This is a genomic window from Synechococcus sp. PCC 7336 (genome assembly GCF_000332275.1).
GTDB lineage: Bacteria > Cyanobacteriota > Cyanobacteriia > Thermostichales > PCC-7336 > PCC-7336.
Genome location: NZ_CM001776.1, coordinates 862,094 through 885,108, shown reverse-complemented (window position 1 = coordinate 885,108; position 23,015 = coordinate 862,094). Strand labels below are relative to the sequence as shown.

General features: G+C 54.2%; 22 protein-coding genes and 1 tRNA gene. 14 read left to right on the top strand and 9 right to left on the bottom strand.

Translation table 11 applies throughout. The features are described from left to right. The first annotated feature begins 361 nt into the window (after window positions 1–361). From glpX to psbV2, 4 genes are all read left to right on the top strand, one after another. Window positions 362–1,402 (top strand): class II fructose-bisphosphatase, encoded by a 1,041-nt coding sequence (gene glpX / locus SYN7336_RS04300; RefSeq protein WP_017324692.1) that lies wholly within the window; start codon window positions 362–364, stop codon window positions 1,400–1,402. A gap of 495 nt (window positions 1,403–1,897) precedes the next feature. Next, on the top strand, window positions 1,898–3,196 hold the full coding sequence (locus SYN7336_RS04295) for a glutamyl-tRNA reductase (RefSeq protein WP_017324691.1): 1,299 nt from the start codon (window positions 1,898–1,900) through the stop codon (window positions 3,194–3,196). A gap of 156 nt (window positions 3,197–3,352) precedes the next feature. Then, window positions 3,353–3,889 carry a hypothetical protein gene (gene psbV / locus SYN7336_RS04285; protein WP_017324689.1) on the top strand — a complete coding sequence of 179 codons (537 nt, stop codon included), beginning with the start codon at window positions 3,353–3,355 and terminating at the stop codon, window positions 3,887–3,889. Between the two features lie 28 nt (window positions 3,890–3,917). After that, the gene (gene psbV2 / locus SYN7336_RS04280; protein WP_017324688.1) at window positions 3,918–4,406 is read left to right on the top strand and encodes a photosystem II cytochrome PsbV2; all 489 of its coding nucleotides are present in this window, start codon (window positions 3,918–3,920) and stop codon (window positions 4,404–4,406) included. A 164-nt stretch (window positions 4,407–4,570) separates the two neighbouring features. On the opposite strand, the gene SYN7336_RS04275 is transcribed toward psbV2, so the two are convergent. Then, the gene (locus SYN7336_RS04275) at window positions 4,571–5,464 is read right to left on the bottom strand and encodes a Cof-type HAD-IIB family hydrolase (protein ID WP_227498597.1); all 894 of its coding nucleotides are present in this window, start codon (window positions 5,462–5,464) and stop codon (window positions 4,571–4,573) included. A gap of 92 nt (window positions 5,465–5,556) precedes the next feature. On the opposite strand from SYN7336_RS04275, the gene SYN7336_RS04270 reads away from it, so the two are divergent. The 3 genes from SYN7336_RS04270 (at window position 5,557) to cysC (ending at window position 7,855) form a co-directional block, all read left to right on the top strand. Then, entirely contained in the window at window positions 5,557–5,859 is a 303-nt protein-coding gene (locus tag SYN7336_RS04270) for an urease subunit gamma (protein WP_017324686.1), read from the top strand. Window positions 5,860–6,138: 279 nt separating this feature from the next. Further along, complete coding sequence (locus tag SYN7336_RS04265; RefSeq protein ID WP_017324685.1) at window positions 6,139–7,056, top strand: methylenetetrahydrofolate reductase; 918 nt, start codon at window positions 6,139–6,141, stop codon at window positions 7,054–7,056. A gap of 226 nt (window positions 7,057–7,282) precedes the next feature. After that, window positions 7,283–7,855 (top strand): adenylyl-sulfate kinase, encoded by a 573-nt coding sequence (cysC, locus tag SYN7336_RS04260; protein WP_051039752.1) that lies wholly within the window; start codon window positions 7,283–7,285, stop codon window positions 7,853–7,855. A gap of 103 nt (window positions 7,856–7,958) precedes the next feature. On the opposite strand, the gene SYN7336_RS04255 is transcribed toward cysC, so the two are convergent. Continuing rightward, window positions 7,959–8,402, bottom strand: a complete 444-nt coding sequence (locus SYN7336_RS04255) for a DUF3531 family protein (RefSeq protein WP_017324683.1) — start codon at window positions 8,400–8,402, stop codon at window positions 7,959–7,961. A gap of 70 nt (window positions 8,403–8,472) precedes the next feature. Further along, window positions 8,473–10,599: a glycine--tRNA ligase subunit beta gene (gene glyS, locus SYN7336_RS04250; RefSeq protein ID WP_017324682.1), complete on the bottom strand. Its 2,127-nt coding sequence runs from the start codon at window positions 10,597–10,599 to the stop codon at window positions 8,473–8,475. Window positions 10,600–10,770: 171 nt separating this feature from the next. Here glyS and SYN7336_RS04245 point away from each other — a divergent pair, with 171 nt between their 5' ends. Both SYN7336_RS04245 and purD read left to right on the top strand, forming a co-directional pair. Next, window positions 10,771–11,160 (top strand): hypothetical protein, encoded by a 390-nt coding sequence (locus SYN7336_RS04245; RefSeq protein WP_017324681.1) that lies wholly within the window; start codon window positions 10,771–10,773, stop codon window positions 11,158–11,160. A gap of 151 nt (window positions 11,161–11,311) precedes the next feature. Further along, a complete protein-coding gene (gene purD / locus SYN7336_RS04240; protein ID WP_017324680.1) occupies window positions 11,312–12,589 on the top strand; it encodes a phosphoribosylamine--glycine ligase in 1,278 nt (425 codons plus the stop codon). A gap of 289 nt (window positions 12,590–12,878) precedes the next feature. Here the strand turns inward: purD and SYN7336_RS04235 are convergent, their stop codons facing one another. From SYN7336_RS04235 to SYN7336_RS04220, 4 genes are all read right to left on the bottom strand, one after another. Beyond that, a complete protein-coding gene (locus SYN7336_RS04235; RefSeq protein WP_017324679.1) occupies window positions 12,879–13,505 on the bottom strand; it encodes an ATP-dependent Clp protease proteolytic subunit in 627 nt (208 codons plus the stop codon). Window positions 13,506–13,611: 106 nt separating this feature from the next. Next, window positions 13,612–14,277, bottom strand: a complete 666-nt coding sequence (locus SYN7336_RS04230) for an ATP-dependent Clp protease proteolytic subunit (protein ID WP_017324678.1) — start codon at window positions 14,275–14,277, stop codon at window positions 13,612–13,614. A 131-nt stretch (window positions 14,278–14,408) separates the two neighbouring features. Beyond that, window positions 14,409–16,895 carry an ATP-dependent Clp protease ATP-binding subunit gene (locus SYN7336_RS04225; protein ID WP_017324677.1) on the bottom strand — a complete coding sequence of 829 codons (2,487 nt, stop codon included), beginning with the start codon at window positions 16,893–16,895 and terminating at the stop codon, window positions 14,409–14,411. 111 nt (window positions 16,896–17,006) lie between these two features. Next, window positions 17,007–17,080 (bottom strand) — tRNA-Arg (locus SYN7336_RS04220). A gap of 331 nt (window positions 17,081–17,411) precedes the next feature. On the opposite strand from SYN7336_RS04220, the gene SYN7336_RS04215 reads away from it, so the two are divergent. From SYN7336_RS04215 to SYN7336_RS04205, 3 genes are all read left to right on the top strand, one after another. After that, window positions 17,412–17,684, top strand: a complete 273-nt coding sequence (locus tag SYN7336_RS04215; protein WP_017324676.1) for a hypothetical protein — start codon at window positions 17,412–17,414, stop codon at window positions 17,682–17,684. 193 nt (window positions 17,685–17,877) lie between these two features. Then, window positions 17,878–18,582 (top strand): energy-coupling factor ABC transporter ATP-binding protein, encoded by a 705-nt coding sequence (locus tag SYN7336_RS04210; RefSeq protein WP_051039890.1) that lies wholly within the window; start codon window positions 17,878–17,880, stop codon window positions 18,580–18,582. Window positions 18,583–19,242: 660 nt separating this feature from the next. Then, complete coding sequence (locus tag SYN7336_RS04205) at window positions 19,243–20,103, top strand: RNA polymerase sigma factor SigF (protein WP_017324674.1); 861 nt, start codon at window positions 19,243–19,245, stop codon at window positions 20,101–20,103. A gap of 148 nt (window positions 20,104–20,251) precedes the next feature. Here the strand turns inward: SYN7336_RS04205 and SYN7336_RS04200 are convergent, their stop codons facing one another. Together SYN7336_RS04200 and rlmD are read right to left on the bottom strand one after the other, a co-directional pair. Beyond that, window positions 20,252–20,764, bottom strand: a complete 513-nt coding sequence (locus tag SYN7336_RS04200) for an NINE protein (protein WP_017324673.1) — start codon at window positions 20,762–20,764, stop codon at window positions 20,252–20,254. 68 nt (window positions 20,765–20,832) lie between these two features. Continuing rightward, window positions 20,833–22,209, bottom strand: coding sequence for a 23S rRNA (uracil(1939)-C(5))-methyltransferase RlmD (rlmD, locus tag SYN7336_RS04195; RefSeq protein WP_017324672.1), 1,377 nt, complete (start codon window positions 22,207–22,209; stop codon window positions 20,833–20,835). Between the two features lie 170 nt (window positions 22,210–22,379). Between rlmD and SYN7336_RS04190 the strand changes: the two genes are divergently transcribed. Next, window positions 22,380–22,646: an AbrB/MazE/SpoVT family DNA-binding domain-containing protein gene (locus SYN7336_RS04190; protein WP_017324671.1), complete on the top strand. Its 267-nt coding sequence runs from the start codon at window positions 22,380–22,382 to the stop codon at window positions 22,644–22,646. Beyond that, window positions 22,640–22,963: a type II toxin-antitoxin system PemK/MazF family toxin gene (locus SYN7336_RS04185; protein WP_017324670.1), complete on the top strand. Its 324-nt coding sequence runs from the start codon at window positions 22,640–22,642 to the stop codon at window positions 22,961–22,963. Before SYN7336_RS04190 ends, SYN7336_RS04185 begins: the two co-directional genes overlap by 7 nt. The last annotated feature ends 52 nt before the right edge of the window (window positions 22,964–23,015 follow it).

The following is a 23,015-nucleotide window of genomic DNA, read 5'->3' as shown; positions in this document are numbered from 1 at the left end:
TCAACGGCCACCATCGATGTCGCTCTGCTGACTGCCACCATCGCCGCCGCTGATAGACAAGGCCAGAGTTAAGGCTGTGCTGCATAGCCGCGCACCTTAGTAGTACCCCAAAAGCCTGCTGCAATTGCGATTGTAGCGAAAATTACTGGAGGCAACCTTCGCTGGCTCCGAGCAGCAGCTCCTCCACACACTCCATTTGCCGTAACGATTCCAATGTCGCTGCAACACTACAACAAGCCCCTGACTGGTACACTAAATCCTTGGACTAACAGCCGATCGGTTGACGCAACTGAACGAGGTATTTCCGCAGGGATCGCCTGAGGCGATCTCCGATTTTGCTAGAGCATCTGAGAGAGGAACAGTGGACAACACATTAGGATTGCAAATTATTGAGGTCGTCGAACAAGCGGCGATCGCCTCCGCCCAGTTGATGGGGACGGGGCTAAAAGATGAGGCTGACGAAGCTGCTGTCGAGGCAATGCGGGAGCGGTTTAACCAAATTCAAATGCGCGGTCGAATTGTGATCGGCGAAGGCACCCGCGACGAAGCTCCCATGCTCTACATTGGAGAGGAAGTCGGCATTTGTACCCAGCCCAATGCTGCCGAGTTTTGCCGACTCGAAGAACTGACCGAAATCGATATTGCCGTCGATCCCTGCGAAGGAACTAACCTCGTTGCCACCGGTCGCAACGGCTCCATGGCAGTGCTGGCCATCTCTGAAAAGGGCGGTCTACTCAATGCCCCCGACGTTTACATGCAGAAGTTGGCCGCACCGCCTCAGTGCAGAGGCAAAGTGCATATCGACTACCCTGCCGCTAAAAACTTGCAGATTATCGCTGACTGCTTGGATCGCTCGGTTGAAGAGTTAGTTGTGATCGTGATGGACCGCTCCCGCCACGACAATTTAATTGCGGACATTCGCGCAACGGGTGCTCGGGTTCGCCTGATCTCCGATGGCGATATCTCTGCAGCCCTGTCCGCTGCCTTCAGCGGTACCGGCATTCACGCTCTGATGGGAATTGGTGCTGCCCCCGAAGGGGTTATTTCTGCCGCTGCCCTGCGTTGCCTGGGTGCCCACTTCCAAGGTCGTCTGATTTACGATCCCGAGGTGGTCAAGGCTGGTACCTATCTGCCTTCGATGGAAGAAACCGAACGGGAATTGCGGGAAAAAGGCATTGAGGACTTCGATAAAGTCTACGAAGCCGAAGAACTCGCTAGTGGCAAGGAAGTGCTATTCGCGGCCTGCGGCATTACCAACGGCGATTTAATGCGCGGCGTTCGTTTATTCAAGGGTGGCATTCGCACCGAATCTCTCGTTATTTCCAGTCAGTCTAAAACCGTCCGCTTTGTGGACACCATCCACGTCAAAGAGCATCTGCCCAACTACCTACAGTTGCGCTAGAGGCATCTCTCGACGCTATCGATTCAGGCGCCTGCGGCAATCTTGCAAGAACTGACCGGTTTCCCCGTGCAAAGACAGCAGATCGTCAGATATCTGCTGTCTTTGCATCGATCCGGCCAATCGCCTCTGGAGTTGAGGGGTTGACTCGCCCCGTACGTGTAGGAGTTGCTGTGCAAAGGCAAAAATATTTCGAAATGTAAACAAAAATGAGACCTAAAACTGTAACAACTCTTCAGCCAATTCCGCCACTTCTGGGTCGATACTGTGATTAATACTCAGGTACGCTTGTTAAAAGCTGGCCTAATAAAAAAACGTTTCATGCTTTGTTATTGTCTGGGTTGAAGCCTCCACTCTACTCTGCGCTCTCTACTCATCAAGATGTCGAACGCATCGATTTTAGGTAGAGCGTCGTTTGGGGTGGCTGCGCGGTTGCAATTGTGTTAAGTACAGCCGATGGCCAAGACATCTGTTCTCAGGGAGGAAATAGGGAAAGATATGTTCATTGCTGTTGTCGGTTTGAGCCACCGCACTGCCCCAGTTGAAATTCGAGAACAACTCAGTATCCCCGAATCCCAGGTTGAAGAGGCGATCGCCACACTCTGCGGCTATCCCCATATTGAAGAGGCCACCATCCTGAGCACTTGCAATCGCCTGGAAGTCTATATCGTGACCGGCGATATGGAGAGTGGCGTTCGAGAGTCGATGCAGTTCTTGGCGGAATTCAAGCAACTCAATTTGGCCAAGATCCGCCCCCACTTATTCACTTTGCTCTACCAAGACGCCATCATGCATCTGATGCGGGTGGCTGGCGGTCTAGATAGCCTCGTGCTGGGCGAAGGTCAAATTTTGGCTCAGGTGAAAACCGCCCAGCGGGTGGGGCAAAGCAGTAAGGGCATGGGTCGCATTCTCAATCGCTTGTTTAAGTCTGCAATTACAGCCGGTAAGCGGGTGCGCACCGACACAGATATCGGTACTGGTGCGGTCAGCATTAGCTCGGCAGCTGTGGAACTGATGCAAGCCAAGCAAGGCAGTCTTATCGACCTCAATATTGCTGTGGTAGGTGCAGGCAAGATGTGCCGCCTGCTGCTGACCCATTTGATTGCCAAGAAAGCCAACCGTATTACCGTCATCAACCGATCGCTGGAGAAGGCTCAAAAGCTCGTCTCCCATTACGATGTCGAGATGGCGGTAGAGCCGATTGAAGCGCTGCTCGAGTGTGTCGCCCGAGCCGATCTGGTCTTTACTGGCACGGGGGCAACCGAGCCCTTGTTATACAGAGAGTGCCTACAGCCCTTGTTGGATGGCGATCGCCTCATTTCGATGGTAGATATCTCGGTACCGCGCAATATTGCTGCAGATGTCGAGGAATTGCCCAACGTTCACTGCTATAACGTGGACGATCTGTCCGTCGTAGTCGAAGAGAACCGCGCCTATCGTCTCAAAATGGCAGAAAAAGCCGAGGCGATGTTGGAGGAGGAGGTCGACACCTTCTACGAGTGGTGGCGATCGCTGGAGACCGTGCCTACGATCAGTAGCTTGCGCGATAAAGTGGAGACTATCCGGGCGCAGGAGATGGAGAAAGCTCTGTCTCGCTTGGGCTCAGAGTTTGCTGAAAAGCATTTAGAAGTGATTGACGCCCTCACTCGCGGCATTGTCAACAAAATCCTGCACGACCCGATGGTGCAACTGCGAGCGCAGCGAGACATTGAAGCCCGCCGCGCTGCGATGCGCTCGCTGCAGGTTCTGTTTAATTTGGAATCGCAAAAGCAATTCCGACCGCAGGAGCGCTCTTAGGCTCGATCTCGGCTATCTGGCGGGCTGAATCTGAGAACGACGATCTCGTGCTTTACAAAATGATTTATTGTTTTAATATTCGAGCGGGCGATCGCAGGCATCGCCACTGATTGAGCAATGCTGTTTTGATAATTTTTAGCTGTCTGAAGGAGAACCATGTTTCGCGTATTGGCACCGTTTAAGAAGATCGCCACCTGGCTATTAGCGAGCGTCTTTGCCCTATTGGCCGGTTTCAGCTTCTCTCCCGCGCTAGCCGTCACCTTCTCCCCAGAAGATCGCACGGTTCAGTACAACGCCACTGAAACCAAAACCTATACCGAGGCGGAGTTAGATAAAGGTCGAACTCTGTTCAACCCCACCTGCGGCCACTGCCATATTGCTGGCGCGACCTATACCAATCCAGATATCGCTCTGAGTTTGGACGATCTAGCAAACGCTACCCCCCGCCGCGACACCGTTGAGGGCATTGTGGATTACGTCAAGAACCCCACCACCTACGACGGGCAGGAGTCATTAGCAGAATTCCATCCCAATCTCGATATGGACGATGTCTATATTGAGATGCGCGGCTTGACGGAATCCGATGTGGAACTCATTGCCGCTCACATCCTGCAGCAGGCAAAAGTGATTCCCGGCTGGGGTAAGTCTAAGAACGTCGCCCACGACTCTTCTTGGGGGCGACTCAAGGAGTAACGTCCTATCCTCGCGTCAGTCAAGGTTTATGAAAACTGTTGCCGCCTTCTTTTTAGCTATTGTCCTGCTGCTGCAGTGTGCAGCGCAGGCGGTGGCCAAACTCGATAACTATGTTGTTCACTATCTCCACGTCCGCGACCCCATTCAGTTGCCGCTGGATGCGCAAGGGACAATGGTGACTGTGACAGCAGAGGAGTTAAGCGACGGCAAGCGGCTGTTCGAGAGCAATTGCATCAATTGTCATGTGGGGGGGGCAACGTTGCCCAATCCGACCGTGACTCTATCGATGGATGATTTAGCTGGGGCGAATCCCCCCAGGACGAACCTGACAGCCTTGATGGAGTTCCAGCGGGAACCGATCGCCTATGACGGTTCTGAGGAAAGCTTTGAGTGCCGCAAGGTACCTGACGCCTGGATGGACGACATTACCCTTCTGAAGTTAGAAGCGTTTATCCTCAAGGCTGCTGAGGTTGCCCCCGGTTGGGGACCCAACATTTTGGACATGCCTCCTTTGTAGACTCCTTTGGGGCTAATTGATTGAGAGGGCGCGGCGATCGCCGAGCTTTTTTTAACGTCAGTTCGACAGGGGCTGGGGCTGGGGGCCAGACAGAGCCATCGACCTCAGGTTTTTTTACGGGCGAGCTCGGTCGGATAATCTCCAGACCTCGCAATGCTCGCCAACTAAAGCAAAAATTCTTCAATGGCAGCGGCTACACCATCGCGCTCGATCGCCGGAGCCACCCAATTGGCATGGGCCTGCACGTCTGCAGGGGCATTACCCATCGCCACCGCCGTACCGGCATAACCCAGCATTTCAATATCGTTGTGGCTATCCCCCACCACCATCACCCGCTCGGCCTGCAATCCCAGTAGATCCTCTGCCATATATTTCACAGCGATCCCTTTGTTAACCCCCGGATGAGCGGCTTCAAAGAAGGTGGGGACCGATTTGGTGAGATACAACTCTGTGGGTGAAAAGCGATCGCGCATCTGTGCCAACAACTCGTCAATCTTCTCAGTATTCCGAGTCATGCCGAGAATTTTGGTGGGCGGGGCGGTCAGAGAGTCTGTGTCGAGGTTAGCCAAATAGTTCAAGCGAACGCGGGACCGTTCGGCATACCAATCGCTGAGGGGGTTGGCTTGCCGAATATACAACTCGTCATCGATGTAGAGGTGGATGGCATCGAGGGAATGTTGCTCTAGCTGGGCTAACAGGGTTCGAGCCATCTCTAAAGGCAAATGGTGGTGGTGGTGGACTCTACCGTCGCGGGGATCTTTGAGCAGCGCCCCTTGATAGGCCGCTAAAGGCATGTCGGAGTCAATCTTGCGATAGAAGCGTTCTGCCGATTGGTACATGCGCCCAGTGGCGATCGCCACTCGAATGCCTTTGGATTTCACCGCCTCAATTGCATTGAGTACTGGTTCGGAGACTTCGTTGCTGTCCCCGGCGATCGTGCCGTCAATATCGAGCACCAATAGACCAATATCTCGACCCATGCCTGTCCCCACTCCCGCGCTTGCCAAGGCAAACGCATGCAAACTTCTCCATGCTAAAAGCTTGCGACCCAAACGCATAGCATCCCCCAGACTCGTCTTCAGCTAGGCCCCGTGCAGCCTGAAAGAAACGGGGTAGGATTACCGCAGCGCTGCATCCAGACTTTAACGACATGCATCTCTCCCCCCAAGAAAAAGACAAGCTGTTAATTTATCTCGCCGGTCAACTGGCTCGAGATCGGCGCGATCGCGGTCTCAAACTCAACTATCCCGAATCGGTCGCTCTACTGAGCTCGGCGGTTTTAGAAGGGGCTCGCGACGGCAAGTCAGTGGCCACCCTGATGAGTGAGGGGTTGGCGATCTTGTCGCGGGAGGACGTGATGCCGGGAGTCCCGGAAATGATTCCAGAAATTCAAGTGGAAGCGACGTTCCCAGACGGCACGAAATTAGTCACCTTGCACCACCCCATCCGTTGATTTCCCGCTGTTGCGATCGATATCTCGGCCAAGTTGTATTTGCTGGATGAATGCATTTCCCCTCGGGGGCTATACCGATTGACGATAGAATGCTGGAACGAATCGACAGCCTCCTCAGAAAGAATCGCTGTCATTCGCCAATTGCCTCAATCTCCCGCTTCACTGCGCGTCGATGGAGTAACCTGCGATCGCGTCAAGGTGCAGTAGGAAAAATTTGTTTGAACGGCTTCCCAAAGCTGCAGCTAGAACTTCGATCGTACCTATCTCACTCGACAACTTGTGAACTGGCCCCATTCCGATTCAACCCCCTCCACTTCTCAACTCAGGTTGGCAGCTCAGCAAGGTCAATTCCTCGTGACAGCAGAAGTTGCCCCCCCCAAAGGAGGCGATCCGAGCCATATGCTGGTTCGGGCAAAGGCTCTCAAGGGTCGGGTTCATGCCGTCAATGTGACCGATTCCAGTCGGGCAATGGCTCGTATGAGCCCCCTAGCGGCGGCGGCACTGATTCAACAGGCGGGGGTGGAAGCGGTGATGCAACTGGCCTGTCGCGATCGCAATCGTATCGCCCTACAGGGGGACTTAATGGGGGCAGCGGCATTCGGGATTCCGAATGTACTGGCCCTGACTGGCGATCCGGTAAAACTGGGGGACTGCCGAGATGCGCGACAGGTATCCGAACTCGAAGCGGTCCGATTGCTGGGGCTAATTGGCAAGCTCAATCGCGGTGTTGACTGCAACGAAAAACCGCTACCTGACGGTCCCGTTTCTTTATTTCCGGGGGCAGCCGTCGATCCGCAGCATCCCAATTTCAGTAGCTTGCAGCGCCGCTGCGATCGCAAGGTACAGGCTGGGGCCGAGTTCTTTCAAAGCCAGCTGATTACGGATTTCGAACGCCTGCAACTGTTTGTGGAAAAAATCGCCAACCCTTTAGGCAAACCCGTTCTGGTGGGAATTTTTTTGCTCAAATCGGCTAAAAATGCCCGTTTTATCAACAAGTACCTGCCGGGGGTCAAAATCCCAGATGCTACCATCGCTCGTCTCGAAAAGGCTGCCGATCCGTTAATGGAGGGGGTAGCGATCGCCGCCGAGCAGGTGAAGTTGGCTCGTCAACTGTGCCGAGGTGTTCATCTAATGGCAGTCAAGGCGGAGCACCTCATCCCGAAAATTCTCGACTGCGCCGGAATTGCTCCCCTGTAGGCAAACGATGCAGAGCTGCCATCAGCCCGAGTTCTGCGGGAGAGATGCGAGCGCAGATTTGCCGATCTTTGGGGTGGTTGTTGCTTGTCAATAGAGAAAGCACTGATTTCCAGTCTCGACAAAACCTGAAATCGATCTACCCGAAATAGGGAAAAAATATTAAGATCTGGTCTAAGGCAATAAATCCGACCTCAACCACTGATAGTACCCACAACGAGGCCAAACTGTGACTGTAGCTGTTGAAAGTCCCAAGCAGACCGTAACCCATAAGGGGTTTATCTTGTGGTTCACCGGTCTTTCGGGATCGGGCAAATCAACGGTCTCGATGCCCGTTGCCCGGGCTTTGAAAGAGGCCGGATGTAAGGTAGAGGTGTTGGATGGCGACATCGTCCGCACAAATCTCAGTAAGGGCTTGGGCTTTAGCAAAGAGGATCGAGATACCAACATCCGACGTATTGGCTTTGTCGGTGGTTTGCTCTCTCGAAACGGCGTGATTGCGATTACAGCAGCCATTTCCCCTTACCGCGAAACCCGCGACGATATTCGGGCAGAAACGACCAATTTCATCGAGATTTTTGTGGATTGTCCGATTGAAGAATGTGCCCGCCGCGACGTGAAGGGTTTATATGCAAAGGCATATGCTGGCGAGATCGAGAATTTTACAGGCGTAAGCGATCCCTACGAGCCTCCTGTCAATCCCGAGATTGTACTGAGTACCCGCGAAGAGCTCGTAGAAGAGTCGGTGCATAAAGTTTTGACTTATTTGGTCGATCGGGGATATGTTTCCCATATGCCCTAAAAAAGGTTGAGTGCTTCGGCGACGTTCCTCCCATTTCCCTGCTTAAGTCCTACCGGCCCCGCTCGAGCGGGGCTTTTTGTGGGCGAGGGAAATCCCAGCGCTCTCAATTTAAATGGGCAGTGGAGCTGCGATCGCTAGCAGCAATTGGCCAAGTTTCACTTTGACCGCCCACAATCACCCGCTCGATATCGACATATTCCAAGCTGAGCCGCTGAACTGCATTGAGCAACACATCCAAAGCTAACGCATCCGCTGTGCCTAAATCGAACCAGCAGCGCCCCCAATTCCCTTCATATTCCATCGAGCCCATATTGTGCATTAGCGAGGGCAGGCGATCGCCTTCGGTATCGTATTCCATATGGCTAATCTCTAACCCCGCCTCCTGCACCTGCAGGGTGCTGGCGTTGTATCCCCCCAACATTCCCACCGTGTACCAAGACTCCAAGACCTGTTCTAGGTATTGCTTATCCATTTCCAATGGTGCTTGTGGAAATTCGAACCAAATCCACAGATCCGACCAATTGCATTCCCGAAATTCAACTTGCATAAACGATTTACGTCTCGATATGAATGATACAACTCGATCGCCGATGCGATCGTCAATAGCACTGCAGGGCTCAAGATTCTCCAGCCATCACCACCGCACCAAAATCCGCTAGTAATCCCGCATTATTGCGCAAAACGCACAATAAGTTTAGGCGGTTGGTCCGCACCGCAGGATCTTTATCCATCACCAAGACCTCATCAAAAAAGGCTGCGACTGCTGGAGCGGCCTCCAACAGCGCCTGCACCAGAATGGTGTAGTTTTGTTCGCGGACTGCCGTTTGTCCCCGCGCATAGATTGATTGGCTAGCTGCGAAGAGATTTTTTTCTGCTGGTTCCTGCAAGCGCGACGCATCCACTGCTGCTGCCGGATCGAGTACTTCTGCCGCTAAATCGCCTTTCTCTGCCAAACGGGCGGTGCGGTTAACGGTGGGATAGAGCAGCTCTAGCGTACCCCCTCGGCGCAGTTGCTGCAGGTACTGCGCCCGTTGCAGCGTGCCCTGCAAGTCTTGCAGCGATCGCCGTACCTTCTCGGGGTTAGTCGGCTCGACCACTGCATCAATCAAGTCGTAATCGAGACCAAAGTCTTCCTGCAGAAGCGTTTGCACCCGCTGCCCAAAGAATTCGAGCAAGATATTGAAGGTTGCGGGGGGGTCGCTGGCAAAGGTAGATGTCGCCTCGACGAACAGCGCCAATAGATCGATCTCGAGATCGGCCTGCCACGCAATTGAGAGAATGCTGTTGGCGGCGCGACGCAACGCAAACCGATCGCTCGACCCGCTCGGAATCTTGCCGATGCTAAACAAGCCCACCAAACTGTCGATCCGATCGGCCAGCCCCACCACCTGACCCGCAAGGGCGATCGGCAGGCGATCGCCTGCCCCCAAAGGCCAATAATGCTGCTCGATCCCGTCCGCCACTGCAGCAGACTCCCCCCCCTGCAATGCGTAATCGCGACCGATGACCCCTTGCATTTCGGGGAACTCGTACACCATCTGGGTAACTAAATCTGCCTTACACAAATGGGCCGCGCGCAAGACATCCGCTGTGTCGCCTCGATTCAATTGGAGCTGCCGTGCAATCCAGCCGCTAATCTGCTCGATGCGCTTCACCTTGGCCAGCACAGACCCCAGTGACTGTTCGAAGGTAACTTGCTCCAGTCGATCGACAAAGGCATCTAACGGTTGTTTGCGATCTTCGTTATAGAAAAATCGCCCGTCTTCCAATCGGGCTCGAATGACTCGACCGTTCCCGGCAGCAATTTCCTCCGCTTGGGCGGGATCGCCATTCGAAATGGTAATAAAGTACGGCACCAGTTCTGCGGGCCGATCTGCCGGATGCAGGGAGAAATATCGCTGGTGTTCCACCATCACACTTTTGATGACTGGCACCGGCAATTCTAGGAATTCCTCTTCAAACGAGCCCAATACCGCAGTCGGCCATTCCACCAAATCGGTTACTTCTTCCAAGAGGTCTGCAGGCATAGAAGCCACACTGTTGGCCGTTTCTGCCACGGCCTGCACCTGCGCCACAATGGATGCCTGTCGCTGCTCCCGATCGACCTGCACGAAACCTGACTTGAGGGTTTCTACATAGGCTTCGGGACTGGCGATGTCTAGTGGCTCGGGATGAAGAACCCGGTGGGCTTGGCTGGTGCGGCCGGAGCTGACAGCTTCGATTTCGAGCGGGAGGACGCGATCGCCCCACAGCGCCACCAACCATCGAATCGGACGGGGAAAGCGAAACTCGCCGTTGCCCCATCGCATCGCTCGCTTGGCCTCCAATCCGGCAATCCACTGAGGGACCAACTGCTGCAGGAGTTCGGGCGTGGACTTCCCCTCAATATATTTGGTGGCAAAGACAAATTTGCCTTTTTTACCCACTTCTCGCAATGCGATCGCATCGAGATCGATCGCCTGCTTGCGGGCAAATCCCAAGAGGGCTTGGGTGGGTTTGCCATCGTTGTAGGCAATGCTCGCGGGTGGACCCTTAATCTCTTCAGCGCGATCGGGTTGGCGCTCGGGCAGGTCGGACAGGTAAACGGCTAACCGACGTGGCGTTCCGTACACCTGCACTCGACCCGCTGCTAAATTGACCTCAGCCAAGCTAGCAGCAATCTTCTCTCTCCACTGCGCGATCGCGCTGCGAACAAAACTAGCCGGAAGTTCTTCCGTTCCGACCTCTAATAGAAAGGAAACCATAGACGCGATCGCCCCGAGGTTTGCCCAAACGACAAAAAACTGCCTCCCCAGTCTATCAGCCTGCAGCCTCCCCGTACTTCGCAGATGCGGGCGGCGGCATTCCTGCTGGGGAACCCCTACAATCCTTGGTGATCGGGTACTCCCGTCCGATCGGTTCAAAGAGGTTTAGGCGTGAACGAAAGTCGTTACGAATTCAATGCTGCCGAAAGTCAAACGCTGCGAAAACTGGCCCAGGCAATGCATTATCTCAGCCTTGCGTTGATCGTGCTCGGAATCGCCATCTTGACTAGCGGCACGGCCTCAGCGCTTCGGTTTCGCGTCTTCACTCCGTTTCTAGCTAGCAGCTTGCAAGCATTCATCCCAATCTTGTTTGGTATTTGGACGGGAGAAGCTGCCAAATCCTTTCAGCAAATTGTGACGACTGAAGGACACGACATCGACAATTTAATGATGGGCCTAAAAGAGCTGCACAAGTTGTTTTCACTGCAATTTGGCTTGCTGTTGGTGGTGTTGGCCATGGTGTTAGTGACGGCGATCGCCTCCTCGATTGCCCAGTCATAGTTTGTTCGTTGCCAGAATAGGATCCCGTTCTGTCCGGTCAATATCCCAGCGATCGCAGCCCTCCAGAGCGAATCCAGCCAGTCTAGCGCCCATTTTGTGAGAAATCCCAGTACAGTAATAGTCCTACGAAGATCGAGAGGACACCCGAGCCATGCAAGTGTTGGTGGTGGGATCTGGCGGGCGCGAACATGCTCTGGTGTGGAAGCTGGCCCAATCCAAAACCGTGACGAAACTCTATTGCGCTCCTGGCAACGCTGGTATTGCCCGAGAACCCAAATGTCAATTGCTGCCCCTGTCGGTCAGCGATATTGATGGACTCGTGCGGTTTGCGACTGTTCAAAACATTGGCCTCGCAGTCATCGGCCCAGAAGTTCCTTTAGTAGCTGGAATTGCCGATCGGTTTCTCGCTGCCGGTCTCGAGGTCTTCGGTCCCAGCCAAGCTGGCGCGCAGTTGGAAGGCAGCAAAGCTTGGGCTAAAGACCTAATGCTAGAGGCTGGCGTTCCGACGGCTAGGGGCAGCGTTTTTGAGGACGAGCCCTCGGCGATCGCCTATTTAGAATCCCAATCCGCCCCTATTGTGGTGAAGGCAGACGGCTTGGCGGCGGGGAAAGGGGTGACAGTGGCCCAAACGCGCGAGGAGGCGATCGCTGCCGTTCGATCTCTGTTTGCCGGTAGCCTCGGGGCTGCAGGCAGCCCCGTGGTGATTGAAGATTGTTTGATGGGTCAAGAGGCTTCAGTGCTGGCGTTTACTGATGGCAAACGGATCCTGCCCATGATTGCGGCTCAGGATCACAAGCCGGTGGGAGAAGGGGATACCGGTCCCAATACAGGGGGAATGGGGGCTTATGCCCCCACGCCCGTGGTGTCTTCAGAGGTGATGGAACGGGTGCGATTGCAGGTGCTCGAGCCGGTGTTGGCAGCATTGCGCGATCGCGGCATTACCTACAAAGGCATTTTGTATGCGGGCTTGATGATATCTCCCGAGGGGGAGCCATCTGTCATCGAATTCAACTGCCGGTTTGGCGACCCCGAAACGCAGGTGGTTTTGCCCTTACTCAAATCCGATTTGGCGGAAGTGATGTTGGCCTGTGTTGAGGAAAGGCTGGATGAAGTGCGGTTAGAGTGGCACGACGGCTATGCCGCTTGTGTCGTGATGGCGTCGGGGGGATATCCGCAGGCTTATGAGAAAGGAAAGGCGATCGCCGGTTTAGAGGCCGCAACGGCCACTGGCGCGCAAGTGTTTCATGCCGGGACTGCCAGTAGCGGGAAAACGGGTGCGATTGTGACTGATGGCGGGCGCGTATTGGGGGTGGCTGGACGGGGAGAAACCTTGCAGGCCGCCCTCGAATTAGCCTATAGAGCTGTGCGCGAGATTCGCTTTGAAGGAGCTTATTTCCGCTCGGATATTGGGTTTAGAGTGCTGTCCTAACTCGATTCTGCTGTATCTGAGGTTGAGTGACGAAGCCTTTTTTCCAACTTTTCCTCCCATTTCGGATCGCTTGGATCTATGCCGATCGTTCGCCCCGTCAAATTGGAACGATCGAGACAAGACTCATCGAATCATAGTTGGCTAGTGTCATGGCTCGTAACCTCCTTTAGGTTTAATCTCAAAGTCAAGACCTTCTCCAGCATTGAATGAAGAATACAGTATGCCAAACTGCGATCGCCCAAACAGCGGACCGTTACCAGTCCGCTGTTTCGGTTAGCTGTCAGTGGGATTAAAGCGCAGATGTTGTAGCTAAGTCCTTAGCCTGCTGCTCGACAATAACCGTATCGACAATACCGTAGTCCTTGGCTTCCTCCGCCGACAGGTAGAAATCTCGCTCCACATCCCGCTCGACCTTCTCCAAGGGTTGTTTGGTGTGCTTGGCCAGAATGCTGTTGAGACGTGTTTTCACCCGCAGCACTTCCTTCGCCTGAATCGCCAAATCGGATGCCTGTCCGCGCATGCCCCCCCCCGAAGGTTGGTGGATCATAATGCGGGAGTTAGGCAAGGCCACTCGCTTACCTTCTGCACCCGCCGCCAGCAAAAACGCCCCCATCGACGCCGCCAAACCGACGCACACCGTCGCCACATCCGACTTAATGTGCTGCATCGTGTCGTAAATCGCCAAGCCAGCCGTGACCGAGCCGCCGGGGGAGTTAATGTACATCAAGATATCTTTACCGGCGTCGCTGGAATCCATATACAGCATCTGGGCCACGACAGCATTAGCGGTCATATCGTCGATCTCTTCGCCGATAAAAATAATCCGCTCTAGCAGCAGGCGGCTGTAGATACTAATCCACTCTGTATAGGCTTGCCCCGGAATGCGATAGGGGACTTTAGGTTCGCCAATGGGCATGACTCAATACCTTTGTGGTTGCGACAACGATTCGTTAGACAATCTGGGTTCGAAATCAAGAACGCGCAAAACGCAAGCCGAAGCGAGCGTTCAGTGGCTGGCATCGCTAGCCAGCGATGCCAGCCACTGGCGCGGGCAGATCTTTGGCACTGCTCAACACCGTATCGATCAGACCGTAATCCTTGGCTTCTGCGGGGGTCATGTAGAAAAAGCGATCGATATCCTTTGCAATCCGTTCGACAGATTGCCCCGTCGTCGTCGCCAATTTATTCAGCATCATGTGCTTGATCGTCACCAACTCCTCAGTCTTAATCTGAATGTCGGTAGCTTGGCCGCGAGTGCCGCCAAACGGTTGGTGCATCATAATGCTGGCGTTGGGCAGACTGGCACGCAAGCCCTTTGTCCCCGAGGCCAAAAGCATCGCAGCCATACCGTAAGCCTTGCCAATGCAAATGGTGTGGACGGGGGGAGCGATATAGTTCATCGTGTCGGCGATCGCAAAAGCGGCGGTGTCGTAGCCGTAAGTCCCGGTCGAGCTGATGTACATATAAATGGGCTTGGACCGGTCGTCGTACTGCAAATACAGCAGTTGAGCAATAATCAGCTTCGGCACATTAATGGCAATATCTGCCTGTTGAACGAGGGGAAGACCCAAATAAACAATCCGCTCGTTGAGCAGTAGGGATGGTAGATCGGGGGGGGGAGTTCGAATGGGGGAACTGCCCGCGTAATAGGCCGCTTGCATGGCTTGGAGCGAGGGAAGAACGTTCATAAATCTCCGCAGCTGCAAAAATTAATTGCTTTCAACAATAGCCAACCTTGGGGATGAACCCAGTTGTTGGCGAGGGAAGGGATTTAGCTTGGCATGGGAGCGTCAGGATCGAGCCTAACGCCCCCCTCAACCTAGCCTTCAGCCCCCTGTGAAACGAGCACGCGATCTTCACCCGATTCTTCGTCATTCATAATCACTTTGGGCTTGTCATCCTCATCCAGGTCGAGAGTAGCCGAATTGCCTTCGACGATCTTCCCGGAAAGGATTTGTTCGGCCAGAATATCTTCCATCAACCGCTGAATGGAACGACGTAACGGTCGAGCGCCGTAACTGGGGTTATAGCCCTCTGTCACAATCAAGTCTTTGAACCGATCGGTCACCGTCAGAGCAATATTCCTTTCAGCCACGCGATCGAACACTTCCTTGAGCAGGATATCGGCGATCTCCTTGACCTCGTCCTTCGTCAACTGGCGGAAGACGATAACCTCGTCCAAACGATTGAGGAATTCGGGGCGGAAGTACTGCTTCAGCTCCTCGTTCACCAAAGAGCGAATGCGATTGTAGTTGGCATCGTCCTCGTCGGTGTTGAATTCGAAGCCCAACGAACCGCCACCTTTTTCGATCACCTTCGAACCAATGTTGGAGGTCATGACCAACAGGGTGTTTTTAAAGTCCACCGTGCGCCCTTTGGCGTCAGTGAGGCGACCGTCTTCGAGAATTTGCAGCAGCATGTTGAAGACATCGGGGTGCGCCTTCTCGATTTCGTCGAACAGGACGACGGTGTAGGGACGGCGGCGAACCGCTTCGGTCAACTGACCGCCCTCGTTGTACCCCACATAGCCAGGAGGAGAGCCAATCAGCTTGGAGGCAGTGTGGCGCTCCATAAACTCCGACATGTCTAGACGGATCATGGCATCTTCGGAGCCGAAGAAGTAAGCGGCTAATGCCTTAGTCAGCTCGGTTTTACCGACACCCGTGGGACCGGAGAAGATAAAGCTGGCAATGGGACGATTGGGGTCTTTGAGGCCGACGCGAGCGCGGCGGATGGCCCGAGAAATCGCGCGCACCGCTTCGTCCTGACCGATGATGCGGTTGTGGAGGGTGCCTTCCATTTCCAAGAGGCGCTTGGACTCGGTCTCGGTCAGCTTAGAAACCGGTACCCCCGTCCAGGAACTGACCACATGGGCAATATCCTCTTCATCCACATTGGGAATTTCTTCCCGATCGGCCATTTCAGCCCGCTTGGCAGCAGCGATCGCGCGGATCTCCTGCTTGATTTCCATCTCGCGATCGCGCAGTTCGCCCGCTTTATCGAAGTCCTGCCCCCGAACTGCATCATCTTTATCTTTGAGCAGTTGCCGCAATTCTTCATCCAATTCCCTGGCCGCCGGAGGCAATTGGGAATTGATCAGGCGCACGCGGGAGGAAGCTTCGTCAATCAGGTCGATCGCCTTGTCGGGCAAGAAGCGATCGGAAATGTAGCGATCGGATAGCTTGGCAGCAGCATCCAAGGCGTTATCGGTGATTTTGAGCTTGTGGTGCTCTTCGTAACGCTCCCGCAGCCCAAACAGAATTTCGATGGTTTCCGATACCGACGGTTCGCCCACCAACACCGGTTGGAAGCGGCGTTCTAAAGCGGCATCCCGCTCGATGTGCTTGCGGTACTCGTCCAATGTGGTGGCACCGATGCACTGCAACTCGCCGCGAGCCAGAGCGGGCTTGAGGATATTGGCAGCATCGATCGCCCCTTCAGCCGCCCCCGCCCCAATCAGGGTATGGACTTCGTCAATCACCAGAATGATGTTTCCGGCAGAGCGAATCTCATCCATGATCTTCTTGAGCCGCTCTTCAAACTCCCCCCGATACTTCGTGCCGGCCACCAACAGACCGATATCGAGGGTGACAACCCGCTTTTCGCCGAGAATATCTGGAATATCCCCTTGAATCACCCGTTGGGCCAAGCCTTCGGCGATCGCGGTTTTGCCGACACCGGGCTCTCCAATCAAGACCGGATTATTTTTGGTGCGGCGACCGAGAATCTGAATCACTCGCTCGATTTCTTTTTGGCGACCCACCACGGGGTCGAGCTTGCCATCATTCGCCAGTTGCGTCAGATTCGTGCCAAATTCATCCAGGGTTGGGGTCTTGGTGCGCCCTGACGATCCCGTAGACGAGACCTCGGCAGTCTCGCCCAACATCCGAATCACTTGGGTGCGAACTTTAGACAGATCGACGCCCAAGTTCTCCAAGACGCGGGCGGCCACACCCTCTCCTTCGCGAATCAGCCCCAACAGGAGATGTTCGGTGCCGATATAGTTGTGGCCTAGCTGACGGGCCTCTTCCAGCGATAGCTCTAAAACCCGCTTGGCCCGAGGCGTGAATGGAATTTCGACCGCGACAAATCCAGAGCCGCGCCCAATAATTTTCTCCACCTCAATGCGGGCATCTTTTAAATTGACACCCATCGATTTCAGGACTTTGGCGGCAACCCCCGTGCCTTCGCCAATCAAGCCCAATAAGATCTGCTCGGTTCCGACAAAGTTATGCCCGAGTCGCCGAGCTTCTTCCTGGGCCAACATGATGACCTTAATAGCTTTCTCTGTAAAGCGTTCGAACATACTCGCGATCCCCTTACCTGCAAGCGGCTGGTAAAGTCGATCGTAACACAGCTTTCCAGCCAAACCGAGGACGGTTAACCGTCCTCAGCTCGACAGATGCTGAGGGTTTAACGCGCCTGGAAGGATTCGAACCTCCGACACCGTGGTCCGTAGCCACGTGCTCTAGTCCACTGAGCTACAGGCGCTCGCTATAGGCAACTCCACCCAAAGGATGGGAATTGAAGGGGCCTTCCAAATCTTGCCGCAGAATGGTGTTTTTCGAGAACAACCTTATTTTAAGGGAAGATTTTGGCAGAGAACTCACCCTTCGAGGAGCGAGCGAATCGTATTGTAACACACCCGTTTTGGCATAGAGAAAAATATCTCAAGGCTTTATCTAGACGGGACTGGAGTGGATTCTCCCAACAGCAAAGCGGGGATCGCTCAACGGCAGCAAGCCAGTGCGATCGCCATTCAACTGAGAGGGCAACCTGCAATACTGGAAAAGCAGGTCATTACAGTTTTTTTGCGGACTCTATGTATACCATCGAACTCACGATCAAAGGCAGCTCGGCCATTCTGGCAGTGCAGCGCAAAGAGGAGCAGGACGCCGAGAAGGTCTATCGTCAGGTGGTCGATGCGATCGCGCAGGGAAAATCGGGAATCTTAGAATTGAGCTGCGAGCGCACTGAGAAGAAGGCGACTGTTTTAATAGAGCAGATAGCTGCCGTACAACTAACGCCGAAAACGTCCAAAACGGGGGCGACCGGCAGCCGCGCCGGATTCTTCGCACAGCTCGAAGATAAATAAACCAAGGATTCCGCCAGTTCCGAGTATTGCAGCTCCATCTCATGCCTTGCTGGGTTAGGTGGACTGCAGCCTCTCTGCGTCGGGCAGCAGGCAGGCGGTTTCTGCCAAACTGAAACCGGCCCACTCGATCTGCCAATCTGATTGGGCTAGTAACGCTTCATTCCCCGCTTTAGCGATCGATCGCCAACTGCTTATGGATGCATCATGCCTGCCCGAGTCACCCACTCGCCCCTATGCCATTGATATTGTCGATCTGACTTACGCTTGGCCCCAGCACGACCCTATATTGAAGAACCTTTGCCTGCAGGTGCCGCGCGGCGAGCTCTGGATGCTGTTAGGAGCCAATGGCAGCGGTAAGTCTACGCTATTGCAGTTGATGAGCGGACTATTGGAGATTCCCGAGGGTAGCTCGATTCAGCTCGATCGCCCACTCGGCTACGTGTTTCAAAACCCCGATCGACAGTTGGTCATGCCAACCGTAGGAGCCGATGTGGCGTTTGGCTTGGCGGGGGAAGCCCTTTCACAGATTGCCATTCGTCAGCGGGTGGGGGCCGCACTCGATAGTGTGGGCTTGCTCCATTTGATGCGTCGACCCATTTATGCCCTCAGCGGAGGGCAAAAACACCGGGTGGCGATCGCGGGGGCGCTAGCCCGCCGCAGCCGCTTGCTCCTGCTCGACGAGCCGACCGCTTTACTCGATCCCGACAGTCAGCGCGACCTCATTCGCCAGGTTCGCCAGCTCGTGGATACGCAGGGTCTCTCTGCTTTGTGGATTACCCATCGTTTGGAGGAACTGGATTGGGCTGATGGTGCCATCCTGCTGGCCAATGGCGCGATCGCCGAACGGGGACGACCGACTGTTTTGAAGGACCATTTGTCTCAACTTCTGTCTGCATAATCCGATACATACTAAGAGGCTACATAGGCAATGTTTCAGGTGCGACAAACAAAAACAATTTAACTGGCAATGGATGTTGATGTGGAATTTTGATGCCTTAACGAAAAGTTCACATTTAGATGTCACTCTATATTTTTAGAGGAGCTGATTGATTCCTAACTCCTATGTCTATGTCTGTAAGGTTTCGGACTCTCTCTCTAGGGGGCGGGGGAGGGAGGATCGGGAAATATCCTGAAATCCTCCAACTTGCAGGTGGTATCTCCGTGGATTCACTGATATACGCATCTTGGATAGCTGATTATATTATTTGCATTCACTTAGCATTTGCAAATGAATATTTAATCCAGTTGGTTCTGAGTCGGTAGCGACCGGGCTAACTTAACGCGACATCGAAGTCTAGCAGCCATTGCTGAGTTCTCGGGCTTTAACGGGTCTTTTGAACTACCCGCAATGGGGCTGCATTGAACCGAGTTCCGCCGTCGGTAATCTCGCGTATAGCTTCCTGTTTGGAAGTTTGTACGGCAACTGATGAAGGTAGGTTGTTGGGTTTGCCATGAAGACGTCATGACTTAGATATACAGGTGCTACACACGGGTCCGGGGATGTCATTTGCCTTGCGGCCTCGCCCTCAAACTACCGTTCCGCGAAGGATGAAATCTAATGGTAAATGCCCCTGCAAATCTGGTATCCGGTGCCCCCGGACAAGTGAGTAGCTTGCCAAAGCGCAAAGCAAGAGGCAGGGTGAGCTCCCGCGATAGCGAGCTGAAGGCGAAAACGATCGAGCTTTTGCAGCAATACAATAAGACCCGCTCTGCGACTGTTCGCAATCGCCTGGTGGAAATGAATCTGGGTCTAGTTCGCAAAGAGGCCCATCACTGGAAACATCAGTGCCAAGAGAATTATGACGATCTGATGCAGATTGGCTGTATTGGCTTGATTCAGGCGATCGAACGGTTTGACCTGTCTCGGGGCTTGGCCTTTAGCTCCTTTGCAATGCCCTATATTCGCGGCGAGATTCAACACTACTTGCGCGACAAGAGCCCCACAGTGCGCATTCCCCGCCGTTGGTCGGCACTGCTGCACCGCAGTAAGAAAGTGGTGGCTCAATTGCGTCAGGAGCTCGGTCGGTCTCCATTCGAGTCGGAAGTGCGGGAAGCGATGGAACTGACCCCCGATGAATGGCAGCAGTTCCAAGTGGCGAAGCAAAATCAGTCTACCCTCAGTCTCGATGCCCCCGTGCGTCAATCTGACAGCGAGGGCAGCTCGCTCGGAGATATTGTTCCCGATGCCCGCTACCAGAGCTTCCAATTGGCCCAGGAGGATCAGCTTCGCTTGCGTCAAGCCATGTCGCAGTTGGAAGAGCGAACCTGCAAAATTTTAGAGTTTGTCTTCCTCTACGATCTCACTCAGAAAGAGACAGCCGTGCGGTTGAATATCAGTGCTGTAACGGTGTCTCGCCAAGTCAAGAAAGGATTAAGCCAACTGGCTCAGTTGCTCGGGCAAGATGAGGACGCGAGTTAAGTTAAGGTAAGGCTGACTTGCACTTTAGCTCAGATTGATTTCTACAACTCAGTTTTCAGACAGCGACTTCGACCCTATTATCGAAGTCGCTGTTTTTTGTTTGCTTCTTCAAACAACTAGCTGAGAGCAAAGGCTCGGCAGGACTGGCTTAGCGGTCTAGCTGTGTAAAGCGGTAAAGAACGACTCCCGTATCAAAATCATTCTCGCTCGCAGCATAGCCCCGCAGCTCTAGTTCGAGAAAGGCGGCTTCAATATCGTCAAATTCTGCTTCTTCGAGTGCCGCGATCGCCTCAGTGACCGTTAACACTCCCTGCCGTTTTGCGGCGAGCTGTAGGATGCGCCGCATCAAGGCTTCTCCCTTCAACGGAACTGGCTTGGGTGCAGGAGGTTGTAGGTTAGAAGGTTGCAGACTGGCATATAGGCCCCGCTGTCGCAAGTTGAAATCGTTTACCATATCTGGGATGAGAAAGAGGTCGATGAATTGGCCGAGGCCGAACAAGCCGAGGGTGAGAAGCCAAACGATCCCCGTCACATATTTACCGGCATAGATGCGGTGGATGCCGCATAAGCCAAAAAAGCTCAAGCACCACAGTCCGTAGGCCGTACCTACCCCTTTCTGCGGAATGACAGTCTTAGGAGGACCACTAGGCGTCCAGTTCATCGGGCATCCTCAACAGCAGCATATATTCGCCTCGATATCTACTCTATCCGGCTGGGCAGGGCTGACCGTCACGAATGGGTGAGAAAGGCTACGGTTTCCACATGGGATGTTTGGGGAAAGAAATCCGCGGCTCGCAGGCAGCTGAGGGTGTAAGAACCGCGCTCGACCAGTAGATCGAGATCCCGGGCTAGGGTGGCGGGGTTGCAGCTTACATAAACAATTCGTTGAGGGGGTCGGTACAGCAGAGCTTCAATGGCGCGGCGATCGCAGCCTTTGCGAGGGGGATCGAGCAAGACTAGATCGGCGAGGGGCAGGGTAGATAAGAGAGACTCGACGGTACCTTCGAGGAACTCGACGTTAGCGATCGCATTGAGCTGTGCATTGGTTCGGGCCAACCGCACGGCAGTGGGTGCAACCTCAATACCGATTGCCTGTTTGACCCGTTGTGCCAGCGGTAATGTGAAGGTGCCAATGCCGCAATAGGCGTCTACGAGGGTTTCATTTCCCTGTAGATCGAGTTGTTCGACGATCCAGGTTAAAAGCCGTTCGGCTTGTTCGGCGTAAACCTGAAAGAAGGATGTGCTGTCGATCGCCAATGTCAGACCGGCAAATTGGTCTTGGATTTCTGCTCGACCGGCAATGCAAGTGGTGTTGGAACCGAAGATGGCATTAGTGCGTTTGGGGTTGAGGTTGAGGCAGATCCCTGCCATCTGGGGAATGTGATCGAGCCAGATGGTGGCTAGGTTTTGTAAATCAGGGAGTTTGTCGGTTGTAGAGACGAGGGTCAATAGGATTTGGCCAGTACGGCGACCGATGCGCAGGCTGAGGTGACGCAGTTTGCCGCGATGGGTGCGTTCGTTGTAAGGCTGCCATCCGGTGGCTTGTAAATCTGCTTTAACCCTTTGTAGAACTGCGTCGAGGCGCTCGTCTTGGACGGGGCATTGATTGAGGTTGACTAGTCGGTGGCTGCCTCGCCGGTAGTAGCCAACTTTGAGGGGAGAAGTGGTGCCGGAGGTGATGGGATAGGTAACTTTGTTGCGATAGCGGAAGGGGGAGGGGGCAGGTAGGATGGGGACGATTTCGGGTAGGTCTAGGTGGCCGATGCGGACGATCGCGTCTCGGACAAATTGCTCTTTTGCCTCTAATTGCGCTCCATAGTCTACCGGTTGCCACTGACAGCCGCCACATTTATCGGCCACGATACAGGTGGGCCGAATGCGTTGGGGAGAGTTCTGCAGGATTTGGCGAACGGTGCCGAAGGCGTGAGAGGGCTTGACCCGCACCAGGCGCACGAGAATTTTATCTCCCGGTACGGTGTTGGGGACGAAGACGGCGCGACCATCGAGATGGCCGATGCCGTCACCGCGATTGGTCAGGGCGGTAATGGTCAGAGGGGCAGTGGTGCCTTGGGCCCATGTGGGATCGATGGTGGCTGAATCTGTCATAACTCCAATCCTATCGGACGGTGCCATCGGTAGCGGATTGTCCTGTGGGACTGGCAGCTCGAATTCTGATGGGTAGAGTGGGGACAAGCTTTGGAGCACTCGTCTTTAAAACTTCGCATATAGTAACTACAATGTAACTACTATTCTGCCCGAAAGTGGGAAGCAAAATTATGGTTGCCAGCATCCGATCGCGCCTGATCTCCATTGGTAACTCCCAAGGGTTCCGAGTCCCTAAGCCATTGCTAGAGCAGGCGGGGATTGCTGGGGATGTAGAGATTGGCGTTCGAGATGGGCGCATCGTAATTCAGTCTGCACGCAAGGCCCGCGAAGGATGGGATGAAGCCTTTGCCTTGATGGCAGCCAACGGCGACGATCGGTTACTCGATAGTCACGATGGCAGTCTGTCGGACTGGGATGAAACGGAATGGGAATGGTAGTCAAACGATTTGAGGTGTATCTAGTCAATCTCGACCCCACTGTTGGCAGCGAAATTCGGAAAACGCGCCCCTGTCTGGCCATCTCTCCCAATGAGGCCAATCGCCACCTTCGAACGGCAATTGTAGCTCCCATGACCACTGGCGGTAAGACCTATCCCACTCGCATTCCCTGCCAGTTCAACGGGAAAAACGGTTTTATTGTTTTGGACCAAATCCGCACGGTCGATCGGTCACGATTAATCCGCTGTCAGGGCAGCATTAGCCTCGCAGAGCAGGAGGCAGTTCTGGCAAAGTTGGCAGAACTATTCGCGGATTGAAACCCACTTACTTGTCCTACCACTGAAGATTGCGAACTGCCCTTCAATGACA

Coding starts and splice junctions, on each gene's coding strand:
- SYN7336_RS04230 (WP_017324678.1), bottom strand. CDS start 14,277: ATGAACGTTCTTCCCTCGCTCCAAGCCATGCAAGCGGCCTATTACGCG.
- SYN7336_RS04200 (WP_017324673.1), bottom strand. CDS start 20,764: ATGAACTGGACGCCTAGTGGTCCTCCTAAGACTGTCATTCCGCAGAAA.
- SYN7336_RS04270 (WP_017324686.1), top strand. CDS start 5,557: ATGCATCTCTCCCCCCAAGAAAAAGACAAGCTGTTAATTTATCTCGCC.
- SYN7336_RS04275 (WP_227498597.1), bottom strand. CDS start 5,464: ATGCGTTTGGGTCGCAAGCTTTTAGCATGGAGAAGTTTGCATGCGTTT.
- SYN7336_RS04210 (WP_051039890.1), top strand. CDS start 17,878: ATGGATGCATCATGCCTGCCCGAGTCACCCACTCGCCCCTATGCCATT.
- SYN7336_RS04235 (WP_017324679.1), bottom strand. CDS start 13,505: ATGCCCATTGGCGAACCTAAAGTCCCCTATCGCATTCCGGGGCAAGCC.
- SYN7336_RS04255 (WP_017324683.1), bottom strand. CDS start 8,402: ATGCAAGTTGAATTTCGGGAATGCAATTGGTCGGATCTGTGGATTTGG.
- purD (WP_017324680.1), top strand. CDS start 11,312: ATGCAAGTGTTGGTGGTGGGATCTGGCGGGCGCGAACATGCTCTGGTG.
- SYN7336_RS04225 (WP_017324677.1), bottom strand. CDS start 16,895: ATGTTCGAACGCTTTACAGAGAAAGCTATTAAGGTCATCATGTTGGCC.
- glyS (WP_017324682.1), bottom strand. CDS start 10,599: ATGGTTTCCTTTCTATTAGAGGTCGGAACGGAAGAACTTCCGGCTAGT.
- SYN7336_RS04185 (WP_017324670.1), top strand. CDS start 22,640: ATGGTAGTCAAACGATTTGAGGTGTATCTAGTCAATCTCGACCCCACT.
- psbV2 (WP_017324688.1), top strand. CDS start 3,918: ATGAAAACTGTTGCCGCCTTCTTTTTAGCTATTGTCCTGCTGCTGCAG.
- SYN7336_RS04215 (WP_017324676.1), top strand. CDS start 17,412: ATGTATACCATCGAACTCACGATCAAAGGCAGCTCGGCCATTCTGGCA.
- SYN7336_RS04190 (WP_017324671.1), top strand. CDS start 22,380: ATGGTTGCCAGCATCCGATCGCGCCTGATCTCCATTGGTAACTCCCAA.
- psbV (WP_017324689.1), top strand. CDS start 3,353: ATGTTTCGCGTATTGGCACCGTTTAAGAAGATCGCCACCTGGCTATTA.
- SYN7336_RS04295 (WP_017324691.1), top strand. CDS start 1,898: ATGTTCATTGCTGTTGTCGGTTTGAGCCACCGCACTGCCCCAGTTGAA.
- rlmD (WP_017324672.1), bottom strand. CDS start 22,209: ATGACAGATTCAGCCACCATCGATCCCACATGGGCCCAAGGCACCACT.
- SYN7336_RS04205 (WP_017324674.1), top strand. CDS start 19,243: ATGGTAAATGCCCCTGCAAATCTGGTATCCGGTGCCCCCGGACAAGTG.